Origin of the sequence: Arthrobacter sp. NicSoilB8, assembly GCF_019977355.1 — a bacterium.
In the GTDB taxonomy this organism is placed as follows: Bacteria; Actinomycetota; Actinomycetes; order Actinomycetales; family Micrococcaceae; genus Arthrobacter.
On the sequence record NZ_AP024655.1, the window covers coordinates 1,412,409 to 1,437,858 of the forward strand.

Here is a 25,450-nt window from a genome sequence, read left to right on the forward strand (position 1 = left end):
GCGTCTGGAATATGAAGATGGGCCGCGGGGTGGAATGGGCGGTGCACAGCTGCGTCAACATGGCCTGGACACCGCCGGGCGAACCGGTGAACAGTGCCCGGCTCGCGGAGTTCTACAAGCTGCCCGCCGCCTATCTCAACAAACAGTTCCAGTCGCTGGTCCGGGCAGGGGTGCTCGAGTCGGTGTCGGGACCGCACGGCGGGTTCCTGCTGGCGCGCAGGCCGGAGAACATCACCGTGCTGGACATCGTCCTGGCGCTGGAGGGCCAGGACCCGGCCTTCCGGTGTGAAGCGATCCTCGGAAACGTCCCGGAGCCGGTTCGGCAGGAGAACTTCGCCCGGACGTGCCTTATCTCCCAGACCATGCGCCAGGCCGAACTCGCCTGGCGGCAGGCGCTGGCACGCCAGAGCATCGCCGGGATCGCGGACTCGATGGAACGGCGGTTCCCGGCGGACAAAGTGAAGGTCCTGGACTACCTGGCGGCGGAATAGCCGCAGCCGGCGGCCCAGGGCCTCCGCTGTGTCCGCCCCTCCGGCCGGCACCCCGCGGAGGGGGAGGGTCAGAGCTTGGCGATGATCCCGGCGAGCAGCTTGGAAATGCGCGGTCCGGCGGCGTGGCCGGCCTCGAGGACTTCCTCGTGGCTGAGCGGAGTCGGGCTGATCCCGGCCGCGAGGTTGGTCACGAGCGAGATGCCGAAAACCTCCATGCCCGCGTGGCGGCCGGCGATGGCCTCCAGCGCCGTGGACATGCCGATGAGAGACGCGCCGATCCGTTTGGCGTACTGCACCTCGGCCGGCGTTTCGTAGTGCGGCCCTGTGAACTGGGCGTACACTCCCTCATCCAGGGAGGGGTCCACTTCGCGGGCCAGGCCGCGGATGCGGGAGGAGTACAGGTCCGTCAGGTCCACGAATGTGGCGCCTTCCAGGGGCGAGGTGGCGGTGAGGTTGATGTGGTCGCTGATCAGCACGGGGGTGCCGGGCGTCCACTCCTCGTTGAGGCCGCCGCAGCCGTTGGTCAGCACGAGGGTCTTGCAGCCGGTGGCCGCGGCGGTGCGCACGCCGTGGACGACGGAGCGGACGCCCTTTCCCTCGTAATAGTGCGTGCGCGCGCCCAGGACCAGGGCCCGTTTGCCCTCCTTGGTCAGCACCGAACGGATGGTGCCCACGTGCCCCACCACTGACGGCTCGGTGAAACCGGGGATTTCGGCCGCGGACAAGGTCGCGGTGGTCTCGCCGATCAGTTCGGCCGCCTCACCCCAGCCCGATCCGAGCACCAGCGCGACGTCGTGGGCATCCACGCCCGTCTCTTCGGCGATGTAGTCGGCGGCGTCGCGGGCGGCCTCGAAGGGGTCCGCATTCAGGAATTCTGTATAGCTCACTGGTACAAGCTATCGCGCGCCGGGCCTGCTGCCCAGCACCCGCGCGGTACTGCCCGGGCACTGCGGCGTCGGCCGAGGCCCGCGGCGGCCCCGATTCTTGGTTGCTCCGGTTCGGATGGTGGACAATGGTTGATTGTGACTACGCATCCCGATTTCAGCTCACCCCGTATTGCAATCCTCGGCGGAGGGCCCGGCGGCTACGAAGCCGCCATGGTCGCCGCCTCGCTGGGGGCGCAAGTCACCATCATCGAGCGGGCGGGACTGGGCGGATCCGCGGTGCTGACCGACGTCGTTCCCTCCAAGACCCTGATCGCGACGGCAGACCTGATGACCCGCGTCGGCGAGGCCGGAGAGCTGGGCGTCAAGTTCGACGTCGACGGCGGCGACTTTGCCCCGGCGATGCGCGCGGACCTCAAGCACATCAACGACCGCCTGCTCCGCCTGGCACGGAAGCAGTCGGAGGACATCCAGGCCGGGCTGGAACACCAGAACGTCCGCATCCTGATCGGCTCCGGCAGGCTGCTGGACAGCCACACCATCGAGGTCCTGACCTCCGAGGGCACCGAACTGGTGGAAGCCGACACCATCCTGCTCGCGGTCGGCGCCCACCCGCGCGAGCTGCCCACCGCGCGGCCGGACGGTGAGCGCATCCTGAACTGGGCCCAGATCTACAACATGGACGAGCTGCCCGAAGAGCTCATCGTGGTCGGTTCCGGTGTCACGGGCGCGGAATTCGCCTCGGCCTATAACGGGCTGGGCTCCAAAGTCACCCTGATTTCCAGCCGCGACCGCGTGCTGCCTGGCTCGGACACCGACGCCGCCGAGGTCCTGGAGGGCGTCTTCGAACGCCGCGGGCTGAAGGTCCTCTCCCGCGCCCGCGCCGAGACCGTGGAACGCACCGGCGACGGCGTCGTTGTCACCCTCGGCGACGGTTCAAAGGTCACCGGCAGCCACTGCCTCGTCTGCGTCGGCTCCATCCCGAACACCGCCGGCATCGGCCTGGAGGAAGCCGGCGTCGCGCTCACCGAGAGCGGCCACATCAAGGTCGACGGCGTCTCGCGCACCACGGCGCCGAACATCTACGCCGCGGGCGACTGCACCGGCGTCCTCGCCCTGGCCTCCGTGGCCGCGATGCAGGGCCGGATTGCCGTGGCCCACTTCCTGGGCGATGCCGTCATGCCGATCAAGCTGCACCAGGTGGCGTCCAACATCTTCACCTCGCCCGAGATCGCTTCCGTGGGCGTCTCCGAGGCCGAGATCGACTCCGGCAAGTACCAGGCCGACATCATCAAGCTGTCGCTGCGCAGCAACGCCCGCGCCAAGATGCGCAACCACCGCGACGGCTTCGTCAAGATCTTCGCGCGCAAGGGCTCCGGCACCGTGATCGGCGGGGTCGTCGTCGGCCCGAACGCCTCCGAGCTCATCTTCGCGATCTCCCTCGCGGTGACCCAGAAACTGCACGTCGACGACGTCGCCAGCACCTTCACCGTGTACCCGTCGCTCAGCGGCTCCATCTCCGAGGCGGCCCGGCGGCTCCACGTTCACATGTAGATTCTTTGCACGTCAAAGGGTCCACCGGCATGTTGCCGTTGGACCCTTTGCCTGTCTCCGGGATGTCAGCGACTATGCCGGCGACTATGCCGGCGCCGCACAGATATCTGTCCTTGTTCCGGAGGTGCTGAGAAGGGTGAAGGTCCCGGTGGGGGCGATGGTGGAAACGATGCGCCCGTTGTACTGCACCGCGGACGGCGCTGCGTCTTTTGGAAGATCGTCTTTTGGAAGATCGGTGGAAAACAGGCTGAGGCCGTTGCTTCCCGTGGCCAAGATGAGCGGCGGATGCGCTCTTTGGGTTGCCGTGCCGGCGGGCTACACCGCGGGGTCAACACCTGTCGCTGGAGCTTTGGGACTTCCTTGAGCGGCGCCGGCCCTGGGACCTTCGGCCGTGGCGCGGCCCGGCCGGGCGCGCACATCATGGATCATGGCCAAGATCTGTATCCCGTGATGGGCGGTGTCGTCTTTACGCCCCGGAACTTTTCTTCGCGGCCTCTCGCGGTGACCCAGAAACCGCACGTCGACGACGTCGCCAGCACCTTCACCGGGCACCCGTCCCTGAGCGGCTCCGTCTCCGAAGCGGCCCGGCGGCTCCACGTTCACAGGTGACAAAGACGGAGGTTGCAGCCATGCAGAGTCCCCGCACCGTTGTTGACTCGGTGGAACAGAACCCCGTGCTGCCCGCCGGCGCGGAGGAAAGCTTTGCCGGCTACGGCGTGATGGGCGTTCCGTTCAGCTCCGGTTACATCCTGGCCCTGCGGCATTTTCCTGCCTCCTCCGTCGGCCCGGGCTACAGCTCGGTCTGGATCCGTGACCCTGCCGGTGTCTGGACGATGCACAGCACCACGGACCCCGGGTCCTCCTGCCCCCGCTACTTCGGCAGCGCCCTGGGAGCGGCGTCGACGGGCGGCATCTCGATCCGCTGGCGCGACGGCTACTCCTTCAGCGTGGAGGTCGGGGACGGGGTGGACCTGAGCTGGGACCTGACGCTGGCGGCGACGCCGGTCACCCGGGTCATGTCCGCAGTGTCCGGTGCTGTTCCGGAGCGGCTGTGGCGCAGCCGGGTGTTCCTGCGCGCCCTGGGGGCTGCCGCCGGCCCGGCGCTGGGGGCGGGGCGCATCGGGTTGACGGGCAGGGTGCCCAACGGCCAAAGCTTCGGGGCGCGCCCGCGGCGGATCTGGTTTGTCCGCGAAAGCACGGCACGCCTGTCGGGGCACAGCCTGGGGCAGGCCGCGGCCCTTCCCCGCCAGGACCGGCTGGGGGACTTCTGGATCCCCCAGCGCGGCATCTTTATGGTCGGTTCCTCCGTGTTCAAATCCTAGAACGGGTAGGGTGCGATGTCCGGCCGCATGGTCAGCCACTGGATCTCCGTGAAGGACTCCATGTTGGCGTGATGGCCGCCGATCCGCGAGCCGTTGCCCGAGTTCTTGACCCCGCCGAAGGGCGAGTTGGCCTCGTCGGACACGGTCTGTTCGTTGATGTGGACTTTGCCGGAGTCGAGCCGGTCGGCGATCGTCATGGCCATGCCCACGTCGCCGAGGATCCCGATCGAGAGCCCGTACTCGTTGTCGTTGGCCAGGGCCACAGCCTCGTCCACGGTGGAGAACTTCATCACCGGGGCAACGGGCCCGAAGATTTCGTCCTTCCATGCCGGGCTGGCGAGATCGAGGTCGGCGAGCACGGTGGGCCGGTAGAAGCGGCCGTCGTGGCTGCCGCCTGCTGCCAGCCGCGCGCCGCCCTGCACCGCGTCCTGGACGATCGTGTCGACCCGGTGGAGCTGCTTCCCGTCGATCACCGGGCCCAGCGCCACCGTTCCGCTCTTGGGATCGCCCACCGGCAGATGGCGGGCCTTTTCCGCGAGGGCGCTGACGTAGTCCTCGTAAATGTCCTCATGCACGATGTGCCGGCCGGACGCCATACAGATCTGGCCCTGGTGCATGAAGGAGCCAAACGCGGCGGCGGAGACAGCCTTGGGGAGATCGACGCCGGGCAGCACGATCATCGCGTTGTTCCCGCCGAGTTCCAGGTGGGCTCGCTTGAGCAGCCGGCCGGCGGCCTCGCCCACTTTGCGGCCCGCCGCCGTCGACCCCGTGAAGGCGACGACGCGGACCTCGGGAGCTTCGACGACGGCGGCACCAATCTCGGCGCCGCCCGGAAGCAGGGACAGCAGGCCGGGCGGAAGCCCCGCCTCTTCGAACACCCGGACCAGGGTGACGCCGCCACAGACCGCCGTCCGCGGGTCAGGTTTGAGCAGCACGGCGTTGCCAAGGGCCAGCGCCGGGGCGACGGCGCGGATGGAGAGGATAAGCGGGAAGTTGAAGGGCGCGATCACCGAGACCACCCCGACGGGGCGGCGCCGGGCGAAGGACCAGCGGTTCTCGTTCGAGGTCAGCACGTCCCCGGCCGGGAGGGCGGGCAGGGCCGAGGCGTCGTAGCATTGGTTGGCCGCGATGTGGGTTTCCAAGCCGGCTTTGGGCGGGATACCGCCGGATTCCCGGACGATCCACTCCTGGATTTCCGGCCCATGCTCCTCCCAGAGCTGCCCCGCGCGGCGCAGCACGGCGGCGCGGTCCTCCGGGTTGCGGGCGGCCCACTCCTTTTGCGCTGTCGCCGCCACGGCGGCGGCCTCGCGGACATCCTCCACCGAGGCCACGCCATAGTGGCCCAGGGTTTCCCCGGTGGCGGGTTCGACGGCGTCGCCGGTCCCGCCGCCGCCGGGCCGCCAGCCGTTGAGATGGATCTTGCCCTCCCACAGGGCGGAATCGAGCAGGGACATGGGGGCGTCCTTTCGTCGTGGACTCTTGCTTGCGTACCCGCCGGCCGCATGAGAACCGGACCGGGCCTGGGTCCATCTCATGTCGGCGGGCCGCCGTCGTCAAGGGCACGGTGTTCAAGGGCACGGTGTTGAAGGGCGCGGTGTTCAAGGGCGCGGTGTTCAAGGGCCGGAGGCGTGAGGGGATCCGGGGGACCTTCGGCCGTATCGCTTCCCGGCCGGGTGCCAACACCATGGAACATGGCCAAGATCTATATCCCTTACGGGACCGTTGAAGGACAGACAGCCCAGATTGCCGATTACATCGCCGAGCTGATCCGGGCGCACGGGCATCAGGCAGACACGGCGGACCTCAAACATTCCGGCGAAACCCTTCCGGGCGGCTACGACGGCGTGATCGTGGCGGCGTCGGTTCACATGGGCAAGCACGAGGGGCACGTCAAGGACTTCGTGAAGAAGAACCGCGGCGAGCTCGAAAGATTGCGCTCCGCACTGGTTTCGGTCAGCTTGGCCGCCCACGGGGATGAGGAAAACGCCGAGGGCTACGTCGAGAAGTTTGAAGAGGACACGGGGTGGCGGCCCACACACGTCGGGTTGTTCGCCGGTGCTCTGCTCTATACCCACTACGGGTTCATCAAGAAACACCTGATGAAGAAGATCGCCAGCGACAAGGGCTCCCAGGACACCGACACCACGCGTGACTACGTCTATACCGAGTGGGACGGCGTCCAGCGCTTCACCGAGGACTACCTGGCGTGGTTGGCCCAGCCGGCAGGCCAGTAGTAAGTCTCAAAGGCAGGTCGCGGCAGGTTTGCGCTCACGAGCACGCGTAGGGCGGAACCGTGTCACCGGGGGCGAAGGGTTTGAACCACTGATCAAAGCCCAGCTTGTCAGCATCGTCCTCGAGAACGTCGAGGTTCTCGGAGTACAGCGCTTCACTGTCAGCATCCTCCAGCAGGACTTCCTCGACGTCGGCCCGCCAGTCGTCCGGCAGGTCCAGCTCGTAGATGTCCTCGGTGATTTCCGCCTGGTCGAGCAGGCAGCGGACGGCGAGTTCCGCGGCGAGGCAGCCGGGGGCGGTCCAGCCACGGACCAGGCATGCGGTGACGTCCGCGGCGACGACGATGAACTTCTGGGTGAATTTCGCGTCGTAGCTGGCGGCGAACTGCGGCGGCAACGAGGACAAGACCGAGGTCCCGGCGATGTCGGCCGGAGAGACAATGTCCAGCGCGCTGAGCGTGCCGAGATCGCGGAACAACTGATCGATGAGGATGCTCGACGAGTTCCACAGGAGGCCGGCCAGCAGGCGCGTCTGGCTCACGGCTTTCCGACGGTCAACCGGTGCGACGGCGGCCATTTCGGCCAGGTCGTCGGGATCAAACTGGAGCCGCTGCTCGGCCGTCATGTCATCCGGGTGCGGATCAAGGCCCAGCAGTTCCAGGCTTAGTCCGGTGAGTTTCCCGGCGTCGGCCAGCAGTTCTTCGGTGATGTCGTCGTCGTCGGCGCTCATGCCCCGATGCTACCTGCCGTTTGTTTCCGGCCCGATTCGCGTTACGCGCCCCGGGTAACGGGCGGGTTTTCAGGCGGCGGCCGCCCGTTGTCCCCCGGATGCGGGGCTGCCGTGGGCCATCCGGGCGGCGGCGACGTAGCTGATTCCCGCGATCAGGGGCACGACACTTGCCGCGGTAAGCGATCCGACGGGGCCGGACCGTGCGATCAACGTGATCAGGAGCGGCAGCACACCCAAGGCGACGAGCAGCCAGCCGCCCAGTGCGGTGCGTTTCAGGCCGAGCACGGCGGCCGGGAACGCCAGGGCAACGACGCTGACTGCGATCACGGGTCCGTTGTCACTGATGAAAGTGCGCAGGGCCGCGGGGTCGAACGCCAGCCAGACGCAGGCCGCGATGAAGGCAGAGGACAGGGCGAGCAGCAGGGGAGCAGTGGGGGCCGGCCAGAACCAGGCAGCGGCCGCGAGGATGAGCATCGGCACCACCCAGGCGAGTGTCATCAGCAGCGCTGCAGTCCCGCCGGGGTCCTGCACTGCGTCGCCGACGATCACGATTCCCGCGAGAACCGTGAACACGGCCATGATGACTGCACCGGTCCGCAGCAGTACCGTGGCCCGCTGCTGCGGATCTTTCTCGCGCGTCATGATGATGACGATGGCGAACACAATGATCGCGCCAAGCGCCAGAATAACCGGAACGTTCATGGGATGCCTCCTGCTGACGAACGGAGCCTACGTTCATTGCATCGCCGCCCCTGTGGCGGTGCCAAGGGGAGAAAGGCCCGCTTCGTTGCGCCGGAGCCGGCAGCGCGGCGGGTGGTCGGACTCCGCTCCCATCCAGCTCCGGTGCGTCAGTTCCGGTACATGAGCTCCGTGGCCGGACCGGTGATGGGGGAGCCGAGGCCGTCGAACTCCGCCCGGAAGTCCGTCCCCGCCAGTGTATGGACCGTGGTGATCTTCGCCAGGGCGCCGATTTCGCTGCCGTCCGGCAGGCTGAAGGCAGTGCCGAGGTGCCTGCGGTCCAGGCTGCCCGCCTTCAGGACGGTCCAGCCTTTGGCGCCGGCCCGCTTATCCCTGTGGTCCAGGGCCGGGGCGCAGACAGGGCACGCCTTATAGGCGCTCATGGCTTCAACGTCGGCACGGGTCAGCAGCGCCGGCATCGGAGGGACGTTGTCGCTGCCGTGCCAGTCCCGCACCCGCTCCAGATCATCAAGGTAGGGCGCCCAGGCTTTGCCGCGGTCGATGAACGCGGACATGCTGGGACAAATCGGCAGGTGGACGCTCCCGGCCCCGGACATCACGAAGCAGTCTCCCGCATCCAGCCAGTGGCCTACGGCGGCTTCTTCCTCCCGGAGCGTGTCGAGCAGCTTCGCGCGCAGCTCGTCATCGGCGAGGTGGCGCAGGCTCCGGATGCGGTCTTCCCGGTCGGCGAGCTCATCCCAGGCGGCATTGCGCTGGCCGGCGGCAGTTTCAGTCATGGTGGTTCCTCCGTGGTTTCTGCCGACGAGCTTACCGCCGGCGGGCGCGCTTCCCGGCCGGTCCGCACACATGTCGGACGTGACGGAGAACGCAGAGGTGAGCCGCCGGGATTCTCTTTAGTGCCGAAAGGCCCGTGTCCGGCGCCGTTGGCAGGCGTACCCTCCAAAGACGCGCAGTTGAACAGGAGCAAGCAATGAGCCGGGACGCAGCCTCGGCCGACGAAGATCGGACGGCACTCAACCAGCAGTTCTACCGCGAATACAAGGACGATCTCCTGTACGCCGCGGGACTGGATAGCCGCCCGCTCGAGGTGGAGGACCAGACCCTCATTGAGCTGGCATTCCTGGCCTTGGGCTGGACACGCCAGCAGCAGCTGATGTTCGCCGACGGCGCCCCTGTGGGCGCGATCTCCCACAAGCTCCGCCGCGCGCTGCGGAAGTCGCATCACCGCTCGGCCCGCGAGGCGGCATAGGCAGCGGGCACGCAACGGGGCACATCACGGCACGTCGTCAGGCAACGGCACCTCGTCAAGCAACGGCCCCCTGAAAGTGGGCCTCGATGATCCCCTTGATGTCGTCGTGGCAGCCGCCGCAGCCCGTGCCGGCACGGGTGGCCGCGGATACCTCGGGCACCGTCCCGCAGCCCTCCGCAACAGCAGAGGCAATGGCCGTCCCGCTGACACCGGCACACCGGCAGACGGTCCGCGACGGGTCCACGGCCCCCGCGGCGGCGGCCTGGTCCGGGCCGTCCAGGCGCAGCAGCAGCGACCGGTCCGCGGGGAGTTCGGCGCCGCGTTCGAACAGCTGCACCAGCTCGGCGGAGGTGCGGGGCATGCCCACGGCCACGAGGCCTTCCAGGACGCCGGCGCGGGTGGTCATCTTCACGTAGCGGCCGTGCTCGGGATCGGCCCACTGGGCGATCTGCAGCCGGGCCCGGCCGTTCACCGCGCCGGCGGTCAGGGCTTCCTCGTCCCACGGCTCGGCGGACACATCGCCGGCCACGGCCATGTTCATGCCGCGGGCCTTGAGCACGATCACGCCCGGCAGTTCCGCCGGCAGCGCCGGCAGTGCCTCGGCCTGCGCGTCGGCGCCGGACGCCAACAGGGTCAGGTAGTCGGCGAGCCATTCGGCCTGCCGCCAGCCCGGACCAACCAGCCCGGACGGGCCGCGGGCGGTCCGGCACTCGACGCACTCGGGGTCCGGGCAGCGGACCTCGGCGCAGTCGCCAATGGCAAAGATGTGCGGCTCGTGGTGGGCGCGGAGCTTGTGGTCCACCAGGATCCCGGCTCCGGTGGAGAGCCCGCAGCCTTCGGCCAGTTCGGTCCGCGGCCGGACACCGCAGGAGAGGACCAGGAGGTCGCCGTCGATCGCCGAACCGTCATCAAGCAGCAGGGCGGAGAATCCGCCGTCGGGCGCGTTGTGTTCCACGCCGACGGAGCGGGCGTTGCCGGCCACCCGCACGCCGCAGTTCCGCAGGGAAGCCGCGAGCACGGCGCCGCCGCCGCGGTCGATGTTCCGGCCCAGGGGATGCGGGCCGTTGTGCACCACGGTGACGGTGGCGCCTTCCTCGGCCGCGGCGAGGGCGGTCTCGAGGCCCAGCACGCCGCCGCCCAGGACCACGACCCGCTTGCCGCCCGCCACCGCCGAGTGGAGCACGGACGCGTCGCGGAGATCGCGCAGGGCGGTCACGCCCGGCGGGAGCACGGGGGCTGCCGGGTCCGGGTTGAGCCCGGTGAGGTTGGGGATCACCGGGCGGGAGCCGGTGGCGAAGACGAGCCGCTCGTAGCCGGCGGAGGTGCCGTCGCTCAACAGGACCTGCTGCCGGGCGCGGTCCACGCGGCGGACGCGCACGCCCAGCCGGACATCGACGCCGTCGGCCACCAGTGCGGCGGCATCGGCGAGCGCCAGGGCGGCCGCTGACGTGCGGCCGACGCCGAGATCGGCCACCAGGACGCGGTTGTACGCCGCTTCGGACTCTTCGCCGACCACCGTCAGGTGCGCGAGGCCGCTCCGTACGGCGGGCAGCAGCTCGTCGATCAACCTCGCGGCGACGGGCCCGAAGCCCACCACCACAATCCGCTCAGTCATGAGGTCTCCTCTGCTTGAAGGACGCGGGCTTGCACACCGCTGTGATTGCCGGCTGCGCCGCCGGAGACAGCGTCTCCGGACACCGCCGGGCGGATCCACACTTTGCTGGTCTTGAATTCGGGCATCCCGGAAATGGGGTCGGTGGCCGCCTCGGTGAGCCGGTTGGCGCTTTCGAGTTCCGGGAAGTGGAACGGCAGGAACACCGTCTCCGGGCGGATGTCCGTGCTGAGTTCGGCACGGCAGCTGACCTCGCCGCGCTCGTTGGAAATAAAGACGAAGTCGCCGTCGGCAATGCCCTGGGCGGCGGCCGCGGCGGGGTGCAGCTGCAGCCTCGCCTCCGGCTGGGCTTCGGCCAGCGCGGCCACCCGGCGGGTCTGCGCCCCGGACTGGTAGTGCTCCATGAGGCGGCCGGTGATGAGGGTCATCGGCTTTGCGCCGCGGTCCGCTTCGACACGATCAGCGCCGGCGCGGGCCGCGGCGGCAGATGGCGTGCGACGCCGGGGCGAGACGGGCGTTAACACAGCCCGGCCGTCCGCGTGGGCGAAGGACTCCAGGAAGAGCCGCGGGGTGCCGGTGCTTCCGGCGGGGTAGGGCCAGTAGGCGGCCTCGCCGCGGTCCAGCATGGCGTAGTCGATGCCGGAGTAGTCGGCCAGGCCGCCGGAGGATGCGAGCCGGAGCTCCTCGAACACGGTTTCCGGATCCTCGCTGAAGGTGGAGGGCGCGTGCAGGAGCTCGGCCAGCCGGGTCATGATCCACAGCTCGCTGCGGACCCCGGGCGGGGGAGTGAGGGCCCGGCGGCGGCGGAGCACGCGGCCCTCGAGGTTCGTGAGGGTTCCTTCCTCCTCGGCCCACTGCGTGACCGGCAGGACCAGGTCCGCCTCGGCGGCGGTCTCGGAGAGGAAGAAGTCGCACACCACGAGGAAGTCCAGGCTGCGCAGGCCCGCGATCACGGCGTTCGCATCCGGGGCGGACACCGCCACATTGGCGCCGTGCACGAAGAGGCACCGGACGCCGTCGGGCTGTCCCAGGGACTTGAGGAGTTCGACGGCGGGGAGGCCGGGGCCGGGGATCAGGGTTTCAGGCACGCCCCAGACCTTGGCCATGTAGGCACGGGCGGCGGGATCGGTGATCTTCCGGTAGCCGGGGAGCTGGTCGGCCTTCTGGCCGTGCTCGCGGCCGCCCTGGCCGTTGCCCTGTCCGGTGAGCGTGCCGTAGCCGCTGCGCGCGGAGCCCGGCAGGCCCAGCAGCAGGGCGAGATTGATGGCGGCGGTGGCGGTATCGGTGCCGTCGACGTGCTGTTCGACGCCGCGGCCGGTGAGGATGTAGCTGCCGCCCTTGCGGGCGCCGTCGGCCAGCCGCCGGGCAGTGTCCCGGATCAGTCCGGCGGGGACGCCGGTGATCGACTGAACCCGTTCGGGCCAGAAGCTTCCGACGCTGCGGACCACGGCGTCGTATCCGGTGGTCCGTTCCGCGATGTACCCGGCGTCGGCGAGGCCCTCGTGGATCACCGCGTGGGAGATGCCCAGGAGCAGGGCGAGGTCGGTGCCCGGCAGCGGCTGCAGGTGCAGGCCGCCGCCGTCGGAGGTAAATGCGGCGGTGGCGGAGCGCCGGGGGTCGACGACGATCAGGCCGCCGGCGTCGCGCGCACCCTGGAGGTGCTGGACGAAGGGCGGCATGGTCTCGGCAACGTTGGAGCCGAGCATCAGGATGGTACTGGCGGCGTCGAGGTCCGCCAGCGGGAACGGGAGCCCGCGGTCCAGTCCGAAGGCGCGCATGCCGGCCGCGGCCGCCGAGGACATGCAGAACCGTCCGTTGTAGTCGATCCGGGAGGTGCCCAGCGCCAGCCTGGCGAACTTGCCCAGCTGGTAGGCCTTCTCATTGGTGAGGCCGCCGCCGCCGAACACCCCGACGGCGTCCGCCCCGTGCTCGACGCGGGTCCGCTTCACGGCGGAGACGATCCGCATGAGGGCCTCGTCCCAGCTGACCGGGCGGTGGACGCCGTCGGCGTCTTTGAGCAGGGGTTCCGTGACGCGGCCCGGGTGGTCCAGCAGCGCGGCGGAGGTCCAGCCCTTGCGGCACAGGCCGCCGCGGTTCGTCGGGAAGTCCCGTCCCGTGACCGTCAAGACCGGCAGGCCGACGGCGGGTGCCGGCGCCGCGTGTACGGGGTCTGACCCCGGCTGGGAAGCCGGGGTCAGAGCCGCTGGAGATGTGAGCGTCATGGCGCACTGCAGGGCGCAGTAGGGGCAGTGCGTGTCGGCGCCGGTGGTCATGTTAGACGTGTCCCATCGCGTTTCGGTTGGCGTTGCGGATGTAGCAGAACCAGCAGACGGCCAGCATCAGGACGTAGGCCCCGACGAATCCGTAGAACGCAGAGGTGTAGGAGCCGCTGGCGGTGTTGGAGGCGTTCAGGACCTGGGGGATGATGAATCCGCCGTAGGCGCCGATGGCCGAGATCAGGCCGAGGGCCGAGGACGCGAGCCGCTGGGTGGTGAGCGTGCTGGCCCCGGAGCGGGCGGCCCGGCTGGACGTGGCGAAAATGATCGGGATCATGCGGTAGGTGGCGCCGTTCCCGAAGCCGCTGGCGGTGAAGAGGAAGAGGAACAGGACCAGGAAGAGCCAGAAGTTCTTCAGCGGCAGGGTCCAGAGCATGGTCAGGGTGATGACGGCCATGGCGGCAAAGGCGGCGACGGTCATGCGGGCCCCGCCCATCCGGTCCGCCATGCGTCCGCCGAAGGGGCGGGCCAGGGAGCCGACCAGCGGGCCGAGGAAGGCCAGGGACAGGGCCACGGCGCCGACGGAGATGGAGGAGAACGCCGGGAAGTAGTCCTTGATGAGCTTGGGGAAGACGCCGGCGAAGCCGATGAAGGAGCCGAAGGTGCCGATGTACAGCAGCGCCATGATCCACAGGTGCGGTTCCTTCAGCGCGGCCAGCGAGCCTGCGACGTCACCCTTGGCGCTGGTGAGGTTGTTCATGTACTTCCAGGCGCCGAACGCCGCGAGCAGGATCAGCGGAACCCACATGAAGCCCGCGACGGGCAGGTTCACGGTGCCCGCTGCCAGCAGGGTGATGGCGATCGGGACGGCCAGCTGTGCGACGGCGGCACCGAGGTTGCCGCCGGCGGCGTTCAGGCCCAGGGCCCAGCCCTTTTCCCGTGCGGGGTAGAAGAAGGTGATGTTCGCCATCGAGCTGGCGAAGTTGCCGCCGCCGAATCCGGCCAGCGCCGCGACGAACAGCATGACGCCGAACGGGGTGGCCGGGTTGGCCACGCACAGTCCCAGGCCGATCGTGGGGATCAGCAGCAACAGTGCCGAGACGATGGTCCAGTTACGGCCTCCGAAGCGCGGCACCATGAAGGTGTAGGGGATCCGCAGCGTGGCGCCCACGAGGCTCGGCATGGAGATCAGCCAGAAGATCTCGTTGGTGGAGAACTTGAAGCCGGCGGAGGGAAGCTGGACCACCACAATCGACCAGAGCTGCCAGACCACGAAGCCCAGGAACTCCGCGAAGATGGACCAGTTCAGGTTGCGCCGGGCAATCGCGCGGCCCGCCGATTCCCACTGCTCCTTGTTTTCTGCGTCCCAGTTGGCGATCCAGCGGCCGGGCCGGTGGTCAAGGGTAAGGGTGTCGGCAGTGCGGGCGGCGCCGGCATCTGCAGTGCCGATTTCGGCGGTGCGTTCAGCAGTCACTTGGGAGACCTCCTTGGGGGGTGTTGTCCTTCAAAGGTAGGGATCTCGCGTTTCAGGGACGGTCGCGGTTTATTAACGCGCTGTGACTTTTGCCTATCGGGGCATTTATGACGGTGTGAGAAATGCTGTGACGACCACCACGTGAGACAACGACACGGGGTCCAAATAGTGGACCATTTGTCCATTGACTGGACGCTGGGAACTATTATCAGACATATACGAATCCTTACCGGGCGGCCCGGGCAACGGGCTTTTGGGGACTATCCGTCCGGTCTTCATGAAAGCGCTACTACATGTCATCCACTGCAACCTCCGCGGAGCATGGGTCCGCCAAGCAGGTGAACTCGCGCGGCCGCGTGATAGTCGCCAGCCTGATCGGCACCACCGTCGAGTTCTATGACTTCTACGTGTACGCCACCGCTGCCGTGCTGGTTTTCCCGAAGCTGTTTTTCCCGGGGCAAAACGAGACCACCCAGCTCCTGAGCTCTTTCGCCGTGTTTGGCGTCGCGTTCATCGCCCGCCCGCTCGGCTCGATCGTCTTTGGCCACTTCGGTGACAAGTTCGGCCGCAAGGGCACCCTCGTGGCCTCGCTGCTGACGATGGGTATTGCCACCTTCCTGATCGGGTGCCTGCCGACGGCGACCGTTCCCGGCTGGACCTTCTGGGCACCGGCCCTGCTCGTCGTGATGCGCTTCGCCCAGGGCCTTGCGCTCGGCGGCGAATGGAGCGGCGCGGCCCTGCTCGCCACCGAAAACGCCCCGGCGAACAAGCGCGCCATCTACGGCACGTTCCCGCAGCTCGGCGCGCCGATCGGCTTCATCATCGCCAACGTGATCTTCCTGGTCTTCAGCTACACCCTGACGCCGGAGGCCTTCATGGAGTGGGGCTGGCGCGTGCCGTTCCTGGCCAGCGCCGTCATGGTGATCATCGGCCTCTACGTCCGGCTCAAACTGATCGAAACCCCCGCCTTCACCAAGGTCCTCGAATCCAAAGAGGTCGCCAAGCTGCCGCTGGCACGGGTCTTCAAGACCAGCTGGCGCCCGCTGATCCTGGGCACGTTCATCATGCTCGCCACGTACGTGCTCTTCTACCTCATGACCACGTTCACACTGACCTACGGCACCCGGGCCTCCAGCCTGGATACGGCGAAGGCCGCGGCCGAAAAGGCCGGCAAGCCGATGACCGAGGCCGCTGCCGCAGCGTTCGTCCCGGGCCTGGGCTACTCCCGGAACGACTTCCTCTGGATGCTGATCGCCGGCGTCGTGTTCTTCGGCATCTTCACCCTGGTGTCCGGTCCGCTGGCCGAGAAGTTCGGCCGCCGCAAGATGCTGATCGCCGTGACGTTCGGCATCCTCGCCTTCGGCCTGCTGTTCGTTCCGCTGTTCAGCGCCGGGTTCGTCGGCACCATGGCGCTGCTGGTCATCGGCTTCTCGCTTATGGGCCTGACATTCGGCCCCATGGGTGCGCTCCTGCCGGAGCTGTTCCCGACCAACGTCCGGTACACCGGCTCCGCCATCAGCTACAACGTCTCGTCCATCCTCGGTGCAGCCGTGGCTCCCTTCATCGCCGTCTGGCTCTGGGAACTGGCCGGGGGCAGCACCGTGCTGGTGGGCGTCTACCTCGCCGCCATGGCCGTGCTGACGCTGATCGCCCTGTTTGTCAGCAAGGAAACCCGGGACCTCGACTACGAGAACAACGTGGCCTAGGGTCCGCCACCAACCCAAAAGCCCGGCGTGTTCGGTGAACGCGCCGGGCTTTTTCGCGGCCTTTTCTGCCGGGTTCTCCCGCGATCGCCGCGGGGGACTCTGTTGGGGCATGTCCTGCCAGTCGGTGCCGTCAGCCCGCGTAGCGCTCCACGAAGTTCCTGAGGATCTTCATCGGTTCCGTCGCGGTGAACTGCCGCGCATCGGCCATCAGCATTTCGGCCGATTCGGGCGGGAAGTAGCCGGCGTGGCGGTAGATGTCGATCCTCGTGACGAGCCCTTCGGCGTCGAGCTCCGGGTGGAACTGCGTGGCATACAGGTTGGTCTTGATCCGGAACATGTGCACCGGGCAGGCCGCCGAGCTGGCCAGGAGCACCGCGTGGGAAGGCAGGACGGTGCAGGCCTCCTTGTGGCCCGTGAAGGCGACGAAGCTCTCCGGCAGTCCGCGCAGGATCGGATCCTGCAGCCCCTCCGCCGTCAGCTTGATGGCCACGCCGCCGAGCCCTTCACCGTAGGTCCGGTCGATCACGGCACCCTGGTGCAGCCCGAGCGTCCCGACGCCGTAGCAGGCGCCGAGGAACGGAAAGTCCTCGGCCACGATCCTGTCCAGCAGCCTCGAGAGTTCGCGCTCCACCCGTTGCTGGGTGGCCGTTTTGTGCTCGGCCGGGTCGCTGGAGGTGAAGGGGCTGCCTCCCACAATGACGCCCGAAAAGCGGGAGAGCTCCAGCTCGGGCAGCGGGGCGGCTTCCATCCGGATGCGGTGCAGTTGATCCGGCTGGAGGCCGGCGTAGCGAAGATAGGCACGGTATTCGTCCTCGGCGGCGGTGTCTTCCGCGCGCGAGGCGAGGAGCAGAAATGGCTTCACACACCAAGTTTCCACCGGCCGGTCACGGGGGCGCCATAGGCGCGCCCGTGACCGGCGGTGTCATGGTCGCGGTCCCGGTCCCGGTCCTGTTCCCGGTCCTGTTCCCGGTCCTGTTCCCGGTCCTGTTCCCGGTCCTGTTCCCGGTCCTGGTCTTCGTCGTTGCCGTGGCCTGCCCGCGGGGGCAGACCGCTCGCTGCGTTTTGCTTGCGCTGCGTCCTGCTAGTCGCCGTCCTCGATCATGGCGATGATGGCGCCGGCGGATACGGTCTCGCCGGCCGAGGCAGAGAGGCCGATCACGATGCCGGCGCGGTGCGCGGTGAGCGGCTGTTCCATCTTCATCGCTTCCAGCACGACGACGAGATCGCCTTCGGAGACGGTGTCACCTTCCGCCACGGCGACCTTCACGATGGTTCCCTGCATGGGGGAGGTCAGCGCGTTGCCGCTCGCGGCGACTGTTGCGCCGCCGCTGCGGGCGCGCTTCTTGGCCTTGGCCGGCTTGCCGCCGCCGGCGGTGCTGACCGAGCCCAGGGACGCCGGCAGCACCACTTCCAGGCGCTTGCCGCCGACCTCGACGACGACGCGCTGGCGGTCGCCGCCGTCGGTCGCTTCAGCCTCGGTGCCGGTGGGGGTCCAGGCGGGAATGTCGTTGACAAAGGCCGTCTCGATCCAGCGGGTGTGGACCTTGAAGGGGCCCTCGGCCGGTGCGAAGTCCGGATTCGAAACAACCGCGAGGCCGAACGGGATGACCGTGGGGATGCCTTCGACCACCATTTCCTCCAGCGCGCGCCGGGACCGCTCCAGGGCCTGGGCGCGGGTGGCGCCGGTGACGATCAGTTTGGAGAGCATGGAGTCGAAGTTGCCGCTGATGACATCGCCCTGCTCCACGCCGGAATCGATGCGGACGCCGGGGCCGGTGGGGTTCTTGAGCGTGGTGATGGTGCCGGGGGCGGGCATGAAGTTCCGGCCCGGGTCCTCGCCGGTGATGCGGAATTCGATGGAGTGGCCGCGGACTTCCGGGTCGCCGTAGCCGAGCTCTTCGCCGCGGGCCAGCCGGAACTGTTCGCGGACGAGGTCGATCCCGGTGACCTCCTCGGAGACGCAGTGCTCCACCTGAAGGCGGGTGTTGACCTCGAGGAAGGAGATGGTGCCGTCCTGGCCGACGAGGAATTCGCAGGTGCCGGCGCCGAGGTAGCCGGCCTCCTTGAGGATGGCCTTGGACGATTCGTAGAGGCGCCGGTTCTGCTCTTCCGTGAGGAAGGGGGCCGGGGCCTCCTCAACGAGCTTCTGGTTGCGGCGCTGGAGCGAGCAGTCGCGGGTGGAGACCACCACGACGTTGCCGTGGGCGTCGGCGAGGCACTGGGTCTCAACGTGGCGCGGGGCATCCAGGAAACGCTCGATGAAGCATTCGCCGCGGCCGAAGGCTGCGGTGGCCTCGCGCACGGCGGACTCGAAGAGTTCGGGGATCTCCTCGCGGGTGCGGGCCACCTTGATGCCGCGTCCGCCGCCGCCGAAGGCCGCCTTGATGGCAACAGGAAGGCCGAACTTGTCCACGAAGTCGAGGATTTCCTCGGCGGACTCCACAGGGTCGGCGGTGCCGGGGACCTGGGGGGCGCCGACCTTCTCCGCGATGTGGCGGGCCTGGACCTTGTCGCCGAGGGCGGAAATCGCCTCGGGGGAGGGCCCGATCCAGGTGATGCCGGCGTCGATCACCTTGGCGGCGAATTCGGCGTTCTCGGCCAGGAAGCCGTAGCCGGGGTGGATGGCGTCCGCACCGGACTGGCGGGCGGCGTCGATGATCTTGTCCATCACCAGGTAGGACTCCGCGGCGGTGTTGCCGCCCAGCGCGTAGGCCTCGTCGGCGAGCCGGGCGTGCAGCGCGTCGCGGTCGGGGTCCGCGTAGACGGCCACCGAGGCGATGCCTTCATCGCGGGCGGCGCGGATGATCCGCACCGCAATTTCTCCGCGGTTGGCGATCAGCACCTTGCTGAGCGGGCGGGTGCCTGCGGTTGCAAGTGACTGCGTCGATCCCGGCACGGTGGTTGCGGACTGCTCCGAATTTGCTGACAAGGCGTCTCCTTCTTTCCTTCAGGGAGCCTAGCGCGGTTTTGAGGGTTCCGCCGATATTACTTGCGGATTCCGCGCGTAAACGGCCCCTCCTTTGTAGGGTTGCCACAAAGAGCGGCGAATTGGCTCACTTCGCCCCCGGCTTGGCGCTCTCCCGGCTTTCCGTTTGCTCTCACGTCTGCTCCCGCTTTGCTTCTACTCTGCCCTGACGTCCGCCGGGTCCACGGCGCCGGCGGTCCAGAGTTCCGTGATGCCCACATTTGCCTGGCCGAGCAGCGCGCGAAGCGTCGAGATGGAGAGCCCGACGACGGTGTGGGGATCGCCGTCGACCTTGCGGATGAACGCCCCGCCGTAGCCGTCGATCGTGAAGGAGCCGGCGCACTGGAGCGGCTCGCCCGTGGCGATGTAGGTCTCGATTTCCGCGGCGCTCATCTCCATGAAGTGCACCTCGGCGGAGGACACCGAACCGAGCGTGGCGCCGGAACCGCGCGCGGTGACGCCGCCGTCGTCGTTGGTGGCGCCGTCGGTGGCGCCGTCGTTGCTGGTGACGCCGCCGGTGCTGGTGACGCCGCCGGCGTCGGTGTCGCGGCAGTCCACGAGCCAGTGGCCGGTGTGCAGGATGCCCATGCTGCCGCTCATGCGGAGCATGCGCTCGCGGGCGACGTCCGCCGTGTAGGGCTTGCCGTGGGCCTCGCCGTCGAACTCGAAGACCGAATCGCAGCCGATCACGATGGCGCCGTCCGCCTCGGGCAGCGAGGCGACGGCCTCGGCCTTGGCCCGGGCCAGCAGGAGGGCGGTGTCATGCGGGTCCGTCACGCCGTAGCGGGCCTGGACGGCGTCCTCGTCCACGTCCGAGACGAGGACCTCGTGCCGGATTCCGGCGTGGCTGAGCAGCTTGGTGCGGGCGGGGGACTGGGAGGCAAGAATCAGGCGGGTCACGGTTCCAGCCTAATCCACCCCAACAAAGCAACGCGGGGTCACTTAGCGCCCATAAGTCACGGGCAAAGTCATATGGTCGTAGCAACGCTCTGATCGATGGAGCGTTTTATGGTCAAGTTGTTTCCTCCGAATACCCGCACCGACTTCGTTGACATGGTGTGCGGTGGGATGTCGATAGTCGCCGCGGCCCGGCGTGTCGGGGTCATGCATGGGACCGGAAGGCGGTGGTGGGCGCAGTCTGGCCAGATGATGGCTGTGAACATGGGGGCGGTCGGCGGTCTTGCGGATCCGGCACCGACGGTGGAAGGTCCGGGGGGCCGGGCGTTGAATCTGGCTGAGCGGGGGATGATCCAGATGGGCCGGCGCAGCGGGCTCAGCTACGCCGCAATTGGCGAGGCCATTGGCCGGGACAAGTCGGTGGTCTGGCGGGAAGTGAACCGGAACACCAGCGCGGACGGGGTGTATTACGCCTCGGTCGCCCACACGAAGGCCCATCAGGGCCGGCGCCGGCCCAAACCGCTGAAGCTGGCCGGGGACGAGACGCTCTGCCGGCTGATCGGGGTGTGGATGGATGACGGGTGGAGCCCGAAACTGATCTCGGCGATGTTGGCCTTCTACTTCCCCGACGATCAGACTATGCAGGTGAGCCACGAAACGATCTACCAGGCGTTATACGTCCAATCCCGCGGAAGTCTGCGGGCAGATCTGGCCGAGAAGCTCAGCTTGAAGCGGAAGCAACGGGTTCCCCACGCCGCGGACCGGACCAAGAACAGCCCCTACAAGGAAGCGTTCAAGATCAGTGAGCGCCCGGCCGAGGTCCAGGACCGGGCCGTCCCGGGCCACTGGGAAGGTGATCTCATCATCGGCTCCGACGGGACCGCGATCGGCACCCTGGTGGAACGCTCGACCCGGTTCACGATCCTCCTCCACCTTCCCGGGGACCATACCGCCGACACCGTCGCTGCCGCGATGATCCGGGAGATGGCCAGCCTCCCGGAACACCTGCGCCGCTCAATCACCTGGGACCGCGGCACGGAACTGGCCGAGTACGCCCGGATCCAAACCGCCCTGGACACCACGCTCTACTTCTGCGACCCGCACTCGCCCTGGCAGCGCGGGACCAACGAGAACACCAACCGGCTCCTGCGGTTCTGGTTCGAGAAAGGCACGGACCTCTCCGTTCACACCCCGGAGGACCTCCGGCAGGTCGCCGCGAAACTCAACCGCCGGCCCCGGCCCACCCTGAACCTGGAAACCCCAGCCAACCGGCTGAACCAGCTGCTGCACGCAGCCTAACCCCCCGCGTTGCTACCACTGATTGACTTTGCCCGGGGATTAATGGGCGCCAGGTGACCCCGCGTTGCTTGTGCGGGAGGCGGTGAACGTCAGCGGGAGGCGACTTCTTCGGGCTCGGCTTCGGGCGAGGCCTCCGCTGCGTTCACCCGGGCGCGTGCCGGCTGGCGGAGCTTGGCGCCCTCGACGTCGACGTCCGGCAGGATCCGGTTCAGCCACCCGGGCAGCCACCATGCCTTGTCGCCGAGCAGGTACATCACGGCCGGGACGATCGTCATGCGGACCACGAACGCGTCCACCAGCACACCGAACGCCATCGCGAAGCCCAGCGGCCGGACCATGTTCAGGTGCGAGAAGATGAAGCCGGAGAACACGCTGACCATGATGATGGCCGCGGCGGTCACCACGGACGCGGCATGGCTGAAGCCGGTGCGGACCGCATGCTTGGCCGATTCGCCGTGCATGAAGGACTCGCGCATGCCCGAGGTAATGAACACCTGGTAGTCCATGGCCAGGCCGAACAGCACGCCGATCAGGATGATGGGCAGGAAGCTCAGCACCGCACCCGGGTTTTCGACCCCGAACACGTTCCCCAGCCAGCCCCACTGGTAGACGGCGACGACGGCGCCGAAGGCGGCCGCGAGCGAGAGCAGGAAGCCGCCCGTGGCCAGCAGCGGTACCACGATCGAGCGGAACACGAGCAGGAGCAGAATCAGCGAGAGCCCGACGACGATGGCCAGGTATGGGGGAAGGGCGTCGCCGAGCTTCGTGGAGACGTCGACGTTACCGGCCGTCTGTCCTGTGAGGCCGATGCTGACGCCGGTCGAATCCTTGATCTGGCCCTTTTCGGCCCGGAGCTCGGAGACCACCTTGACGGTGCTGGCGCTGGCCGGGCCCTCCTTGGGAATGACCTGGAACACGGCGGTGCGGCGGTCCTCGCTCAGGGCAACCGGGACGGCGGCGGTGACGTTGGCCGTGCCGCGGAGGATATCGGCGACGTCGAGCTGCTTGGCCGCGGCCTCGGCGTCGCTCAGGCCGGCGGGGAGGTCGCCGACCACCACGATCGGGCCTGTCATGCCTTCGCCGAAGCTGCGGCCGGTGACGTCATAGGCCTTGAACGCCTGCGACTCCACGGGCTCGGACCCGCCGTCGGGCAGTGCGAGCCGCAGCTGGCTGGCGGGAAGCGCCACGATGCCCAGCAGCAGGACGCCGGCCAGCAGCGCCAGGACCGGGTGCCGCGTGACGAGGCCGCCCCAGCCGCGGGTGCTGCGGCGTTCATCGCGGGCGCGGTCCTCGGTCTCGTGGCCCGGGGCGGCGTTGTGCGTCTCCGCCTTGGCCCAGGCGCGCCGGGAAATGAGCCTGGGGCCGATGAGGGACAGCACGGCAGGGGTGAGGGTCAGGGCGACGACGACGGCGACTGCCACAGTCGCGGCGGCCGACAGGCCCATGACCGCCAGGAAGGGAAGGCCCGGAATGACGAGGGCCGCGAGGGCGATGATGACCGTCAGCCCCGCGAACAGCACGGCGTTGCCGGACGTGCCGGTGGCCAGGGCCACCGATTCCTCCCCGTCCATGCCGGCCAGCAGCTGGCCGCGGTGCCGGTTGACGATGAAAAGCGAATAGTCGATGCCGACCGCGAGGCCCAGCATCAGGGCCAGCATCGGGGAGATGGAACTCATGTCGACGGCGCCGCTGAGGGCGAAGGTGCCCCCGACGCCCACTGCCACGCCCACGACGGCCATCAGCAGGGGAAGCCCGGCGGCGATCAGCGTTCCCAGCATGACGATGAGCACCAGGGCCGCGATCGCGATGCCGAGGATCTCGGAGATGCCGAACAGCTCGGAGACGTCCTCGGTGATTTCCTTGCTGGCCAGGGCGGTCACGCCGGCTGATGAGACTTCGTGGGCGATGTCCTGGACCTGCTGGCGCACGGCGGGGGCCAGCCCGTTGATGGAGGACTTGAACTGGACCTGGGCGATCGCCGCGGTGCCGTCCTCGGAAACGAACCGCATACCCTGCGAGGCCTCAAGCTGGCGCTTGGCGAGCGCGAGCTTTGCCGCGCCGGCCTCGAGTTCCGTGGTCCCGGCGTCGAGCTTTTCCTGGCCCGCGGCCAGGGCGGCCTTCTGCTGGCCGAGCCGGGCATCGATGGCCGCCGGGGGCATGCCTGCCGCGATCATCTGCTGCTCGGCGGCGTCCAGCTGGGCCTTCCCTGCCGCCAGCCGGGCGGCCGACGCATCCAGCTGCTCCTTTCCCGCGGAGGCCTGCTGCTCCCCGGCGGCAAGATCCGTGACGGCCTTGTCCAGCTGGGCCTGGGTGGCGAACGGGTCCACCGTGCCCTGAACGTCGGGGAGGGCCTTCAGCTTGGCCAGTGCGGCCGAGACGGCGTCCCTGCCGGCCTGGGTGAACGGGCCGTCCGTGGACTCGAACACGATGCCGGCCGACCCGCCGGAGGACTTGGGCAGCTCCTGCTTGAGCTTGTCCGCCATCTGCTGGGTCTCGGTGCCGGGGATCTGGAAGTTGTTGGACATGGTGCCGTGGAAAGCCGCCGCTGCGCCGCCGACGGCCACCATGACGGCGAGCCAGAGGGAGATGACGAGCCAGCGGTGACGGTAGGAGAACTTGCCGAGACGGTAGAGCAATAGGGCCATGTCAGTGCCGATCTGGGGAAGGGGCGGAGGGAGAGCGGGAAGCGAAGCCGGAGCCGAGGAGGCTCATGGAGTCGATGAGAAGCTGGCGCAGGATGGACAAGGACGCCGGGCTGAGGTCGCCGCCGCAGCGGGCGAACCACACGTCCATGGCCGCCTTGCCGCAGGAGATGATGGAGCCCGCGAGGGCGCGGAGATACAGCTCGTCGATCTCGCCGCCGGCGCGCCGGGCGAAGCGCTCGCGGGCGGCCTCGATGATCTGTGCGGTGCAGTGGTCCCAGGCTTCCAGCTCGGAGCGGCTGAGCTGGGGATTGGCCTGGCCCAGGCTGTAGATTTCGGCCACCGGTGCCACGGTCATGGGATCGGCCAATTCAACGAGGGCCGCACGGGCCGACTCCAGGATTGGCTCCTCGGCCGGCCGGAGCCGGAACTGCTGAAGTGCCGTGTCCAGGAACCCGAACGTCACCGAGGCCAGTGCTGCCTCGGTGCTGCCGAAGTAGTTGAAGAACGTGCGGCGCGATATCCCGGCGGCCTCGGCAATGTCCTCCACCGTGAAGTTTCCGGGGCCCCGGGTCCTGAGCAGGTCCAGGGCGGCGTCCGTGATGGCCTGCCGGGTGGCCGCCTTGTTTAGTTCGCGCCGGTTCGGTTCGCGGGAAGAAGATGATGGTGAGGCCACGCGCTTACACTACGTGCATGTTTGCACTCTGGGCAAGTATTTATTCCATCCCTGGGGCCCCGCGGCAGCGGCATCACGGCGGGATTCACAGGAAAGTGAAAGCTGGGAAACAGCTATCTCTGCTGGGGCAGGTGCAGACTGGAAATGGTCGTGGAGCAGACTTCCCCGGAAGAACCAGCAGCCTCAAGCGCCGTCACGGCACGGCAGACCCAGGAGACACACATGTCACGCACAACCAGAATCGCACTCAGCCTTGGGGCCGCGGCGGTGGCTCTTGGGGCCGGGATCGGCGTCGCCGGGATGGCCTCTGCCACGACGACGCCGACCCCCACCCCGACGCCCACTTCCACCGGGCCCACTTCCGCCGCCCCGGGCGGCACCTTCGCCGACGGCCACGGCATGCGCGGCGGCCGGCACGGCCACGGAGGTGCGGAGTTCGGTGCCCGTGCCAAGGAACTTGCCGCCAAGCTGGGCGTCGACGAGGCCAAGGTCTCCGACGCGCTGAAGGCCTTCCGGGACGCCAATAGGCCGGCAGCGCCGCCGGCCGAAGGACAGAAACCGGACCGCGCCGCCATGGAGAAGGCCCTGGCCGCTTCCCTGGCGAAATCGCTCGGCATCGACGAGGCCAAGGTCACCGCGGCCCTCGAGGAGCTGCGCACCTCGGAGCAGGCCAACCATGCCGCAGCGCTGAAGCCCCGGCTGGACCGGGCCGTCAAGGACGGCGTCCTGACCCAGGCGGAGGCGGATGCCGTCACCAAGGCGGCGGAAAAGGGTGTGATCGGCGGGCGTTAATGCCCGCGCGG

20 protein-coding genes and 2 pseudogenes are annotated in these 25,450 nt (G+C 68.5%); 9 read left to right on the forward strand and 13 right to left on the reverse strand.

What is annotated here, in order from left to right; all coding sequences use genetic code 11:
- Nucleotides 1–11 precede the first annotated feature (11 nt).
- Nucleotides 12–491, forward strand: a complete 480-nt coding sequence (locus tag LDO15_RS06290; protein ID WP_223985117.1) for an Rrf2 family transcriptional regulator — start codon at nucleotides 12–14, stop codon at nucleotides 489–491.
- Nucleotides 492–559: 68 nt separating this feature from the next.
- Here LDO15_RS06290 and LDO15_RS06295 read toward each other — a convergent pair whose 3' ends face one another.
- Nucleotides 560–1,378 carry a purine-nucleoside phosphorylase gene (locus LDO15_RS06295; protein ID WP_223985119.1) on the reverse strand — a complete coding sequence of 273 codons (819 nt, stop codon included), beginning with the start codon at nucleotides 1,376–1,378 and terminating at the stop codon, nucleotides 560–562.
- Nucleotides 1,379–1,513: 135 nt separating this feature from the next.
- On the opposite strand from LDO15_RS06295, the gene LDO15_RS06300 reads away from it, so the two are divergent.
- From LDO15_RS06300 to LDO15_RS06310, 3 genes and pseudogenes are all read left to right on the forward strand, one after another.
- Nucleotides 1,514–2,929, forward strand: coding sequence for an NAD(P)H-quinone dehydrogenase (locus LDO15_RS06300; protein ID WP_223985121.1), 1,416 nt, complete (start codon nucleotides 1,514–1,516; stop codon nucleotides 2,927–2,929).
- A gap of 495 nt (nucleotides 2,930–3,424) precedes the next feature.
- Nucleotides 3,425–3,538 (forward strand): annotated as a pseudogene (locus LDO15_RS06305) (NAD(P)H-quinone dehydrogenase); the annotation flags it as partial.
- Nucleotides 3,539–3,558: 20 nt separating this feature from the next.
- Nucleotides 3,559–4,251 (forward strand): hypothetical protein, encoded by a 693-nt coding sequence (locus LDO15_RS06310; protein ID WP_223985123.1) that lies wholly within the window; start codon nucleotides 3,559–3,561, stop codon nucleotides 4,249–4,251.
- Here LDO15_RS06310 and LDO15_RS06315 read toward each other — a convergent pair.
- Entirely contained in the window at nucleotides 4,248–5,705 is a 1,458-nt protein-coding gene (locus LDO15_RS06315; protein WP_223985125.1) for a benzaldehyde dehydrogenase, read from the reverse strand. The genes LDO15_RS06310 and LDO15_RS06315 overlap by 4 nt on opposite strands.
- Before the next feature lie 237 nt (nucleotides 5,706–5,942).
- Between LDO15_RS06315 and LDO15_RS06320 the strand changes: the two genes are divergently transcribed.
- Entirely contained in the window at nucleotides 5,943–6,485 is a 543-nt protein-coding gene (locus LDO15_RS06320; protein ID WP_223985128.1) for a flavodoxin domain-containing protein, read from the forward strand.
- A gap of 34 nt (nucleotides 6,486–6,519) precedes the next feature.
- Here LDO15_RS06320 and LDO15_RS06325 read toward each other — a convergent pair whose 3' ends face one another.
- The 3 genes from LDO15_RS06325 to LDO15_RS06335 form a co-directional block, all read right to left on the reverse strand.
- Nucleotides 6,520–7,212 (reverse strand): hypothetical protein, encoded by a 693-nt coding sequence (locus tag LDO15_RS06325; RefSeq protein WP_223985131.1) that lies wholly within the window; start codon nucleotides 7,210–7,212, stop codon nucleotides 6,520–6,522.
- A 69-nt stretch (nucleotides 7,213–7,281) separates the two neighbouring features.
- Complete coding sequence (locus tag LDO15_RS06330) at nucleotides 7,282–7,914, reverse strand: hypothetical protein (RefSeq protein ID WP_223985134.1); 633 nt, start codon at nucleotides 7,912–7,914, stop codon at nucleotides 7,282–7,284.
- A gap of 146 nt (nucleotides 7,915–8,060) precedes the next feature.
- On the reverse strand, nucleotides 8,061–8,687 hold the full coding sequence (locus LDO15_RS06335) for a hypothetical protein (protein WP_223985136.1): 627 nt from the start codon (nucleotides 8,685–8,687) through the stop codon (nucleotides 8,061–8,063).
- Nucleotides 8,688–8,881: 194 nt separating this feature from the next.
- Between LDO15_RS06335 and LDO15_RS06340 the strand changes: the two genes are divergently transcribed.
- A complete protein-coding gene (locus LDO15_RS06340) occupies nucleotides 8,882–9,160 on the forward strand; it encodes a hypothetical protein (RefSeq protein ID WP_223985138.1) in 279 nt (92 codons plus the stop codon).
- A gap of 55 nt (nucleotides 9,161–9,215) precedes the next feature.
- Here the strand turns inward: LDO15_RS06340 and LDO15_RS06345 are convergent, their stop codons facing one another.
- Genes LDO15_RS06345 through LDO15_RS06355 form a run of 3 tightly spaced genes read right to left on the reverse strand, consistent with a single transcriptional unit; the run spans nucleotide 9,216 to nucleotide 14,438 of the window.
- Nucleotides 9,216–10,775: an FAD-dependent oxidoreductase gene (locus LDO15_RS06345; RefSeq protein ID WP_223985140.1), complete on the reverse strand. Its 1,560-nt coding sequence runs from the start codon at nucleotides 10,773–10,775 to the stop codon at nucleotides 9,216–9,218.
- Complete coding sequence (locus LDO15_RS06350; protein WP_223985142.1) at nucleotides 10,772–13,045, reverse strand: molybdopterin oxidoreductase family protein; 2,274 nt, start codon at nucleotides 13,043–13,045, stop codon at nucleotides 10,772–10,774. The genes LDO15_RS06345 and LDO15_RS06350 overlap by 4 nt, the downstream gene beginning before the upstream one ends.
- Before the next feature lies 1 nt (nucleotide 13,046).
- A complete protein-coding gene (locus tag LDO15_RS06355) occupies nucleotides 13,047–14,438 on the reverse strand; it encodes an MFS transporter (RefSeq protein WP_223987138.1) in 1,392 nt (463 codons plus the stop codon).
- 317 nt (nucleotides 14,439–14,755) lie between these two features.
- Between LDO15_RS06355 and LDO15_RS06360 the strand changes: the two genes are divergently transcribed.
- Nucleotides 14,756–16,168 (forward strand): MFS transporter, encoded by a 1,413-nt coding sequence (locus LDO15_RS06360; protein ID WP_223985144.1) that lies wholly within the window; start codon nucleotides 14,756–14,758, stop codon nucleotides 16,166–16,168.
- A gap of 130 nt (nucleotides 16,169–16,298) precedes the next feature.
- Here LDO15_RS06360 and LDO15_RS06365 read toward each other — a convergent pair whose 3' ends face one another.
- The 3 genes from LDO15_RS06365 to LDO15_RS06375 form a co-directional block, all read right to left on the reverse strand.
- Nucleotides 16,299–17,030 (reverse strand): glutamine amidotransferase, encoded by a 732-nt coding sequence (locus tag LDO15_RS06365; protein WP_223985146.1) that lies wholly within the window; start codon nucleotides 17,028–17,030, stop codon nucleotides 16,299–16,301.
- A gap of 219 nt (nucleotides 17,031–17,249) precedes the next feature.
- A complete protein-coding gene (locus LDO15_RS06370) occupies nucleotides 17,250–19,064 on the reverse strand; it encodes a biotin carboxylase N-terminal domain-containing protein (RefSeq protein ID WP_223987140.1) in 1,815 nt (604 codons plus the stop codon).
- Nucleotides 19,065–19,289: 225 nt separating this feature from the next.
- Nucleotides 19,290–20,033 carry a nucleoside triphosphate pyrophosphatase gene (locus LDO15_RS06375; RefSeq protein WP_223985149.1) on the reverse strand — a complete coding sequence of 248 codons (744 nt, stop codon included), beginning with the start codon at nucleotides 20,031–20,033 and terminating at the stop codon, nucleotides 19,290–19,292.
- Nucleotides 20,034–20,357: 324 nt separating this feature from the next.
- On the opposite strand from LDO15_RS06375, the pseudogene LDO15_RS06380 reads away from it, so the two are divergent.
- Nucleotides 20,358–21,329: pseudogene (locus LDO15_RS06380) on the forward strand (IS30 family transposase); the annotation flags it as partial.
- Between the two features lie 89 nt (nucleotides 21,330–21,418).
- Here LDO15_RS06380 and LDO15_RS06385 read toward each other — a convergent pair.
- Both LDO15_RS06385 and LDO15_RS06390 read right to left on the reverse strand, forming a co-directional pair.
- Nucleotides 21,419–23,974 carry an MMPL family transporter gene (locus LDO15_RS06385; protein ID WP_223985151.1) on the reverse strand — a complete coding sequence of 852 codons (2,556 nt, stop codon included), beginning with the start codon at nucleotides 23,972–23,974 and terminating at the stop codon, nucleotides 21,419–21,421.
- A 1-nt stretch (nucleotide 23,975) separates the two neighbouring features.
- Nucleotides 23,976–24,647, reverse strand: a complete 672-nt coding sequence (locus LDO15_RS06390; RefSeq protein WP_223985154.1) for a TetR/AcrR family transcriptional regulator — start codon at nucleotides 24,645–24,647, stop codon at nucleotides 23,976–23,978.
- A 222-nt stretch (nucleotides 24,648–24,869) separates the two neighbouring features.
- Between LDO15_RS06390 and LDO15_RS06395 the strand changes: the two genes are divergently transcribed.
- Nucleotides 24,870–25,439: a Clp protease N-terminal domain-containing protein gene (locus LDO15_RS06395; RefSeq protein WP_223985155.1), complete on the forward strand. Its 570-nt coding sequence runs from the start codon at nucleotides 24,870–24,872 to the stop codon at nucleotides 25,437–25,439.
- The last annotated feature ends 11 nt before the right edge of the window (nucleotides 25,440–25,450 follow it).

Bases quoted from the DNA above. Each gene is read 5' to 3' on its own strand.
- LDO15_RS06315 (WP_223985125.1), bottom strand. From the start codon at position 5,705: ATGTCCCTGCTCGATTCCGCCCTGTGGGAGGGCAAGATCCATCTCAAC.
- LDO15_RS06360 (WP_223985144.1), top strand. From the start codon at position 14,756: ATGTCATCCACTGCAACCTCCGCGGAGCATGGGTCCGCCAAGCAGGTG.
- LDO15_RS06345 (WP_223985140.1), bottom strand. From the start codon at position 10,775: ATGACTGAGCGGATTGTGGTGGTGGGCTTCGGGCCCGTCGCCGCGAGG.
- LDO15_RS06290 (WP_223985117.1), top strand. From the start codon at position 12: ATGAAGATGGGCCGCGGGGTGGAATGGGCGGTGCACAGCTGCGTCAAC.
- LDO15_RS06385 (WP_223985151.1), bottom strand. From the start codon at position 23,974: ATGGCCCTATTGCTCTACCGTCTCGGCAAGTTCTCCTACCGTCACCGC.
- LDO15_RS06350 (WP_223985142.1), bottom strand. From the start codon at position 13,045: ATGACCACCGGCGCCGACACGCACTGCCCCTACTGCGCCCTGCAGTGC.
- LDO15_RS06330 (WP_223985134.1), bottom strand. From the start codon at position 7,914: ATGAACGTTCCGGTTATTCTGGCGCTTGGCGCGATCATTGTGTTCGCC.
- LDO15_RS06320 (WP_223985128.1), top strand. From the start codon at position 5,943: ATGGCCAAGATCTATATCCCTTACGGGACCGTTGAAGGACAGACAGCC.
- LDO15_RS06340 (WP_223985138.1), top strand. From the start codon at position 8,882: ATGAGCCGGGACGCAGCCTCGGCCGACGAAGATCGGACGGCACTCAAC.
- LDO15_RS06335 (WP_223985136.1), bottom strand. From the start codon at position 8,687: ATGACTGAAACTGCCGCCGGCCAGCGCAATGCCGCCTGGGATGAGCTC.
- LDO15_RS06325 (WP_223985131.1), bottom strand. From the start codon at position 7,212: ATGAGCGCCGACGACGACGACATCACCGAAGAACTGCTGGCCGACGCC.
- LDO15_RS06395 (WP_223985155.1), top strand. From the start codon at position 24,870: ATGTCACGCACAACCAGAATCGCACTCAGCCTTGGGGCCGCGGCGGTG.
- LDO15_RS06310 (WP_223985123.1), top strand. From the start codon at position 3,559: ATGCAGAGTCCCCGCACCGTTGTTGACTCGGTGGAACAGAACCCCGTG.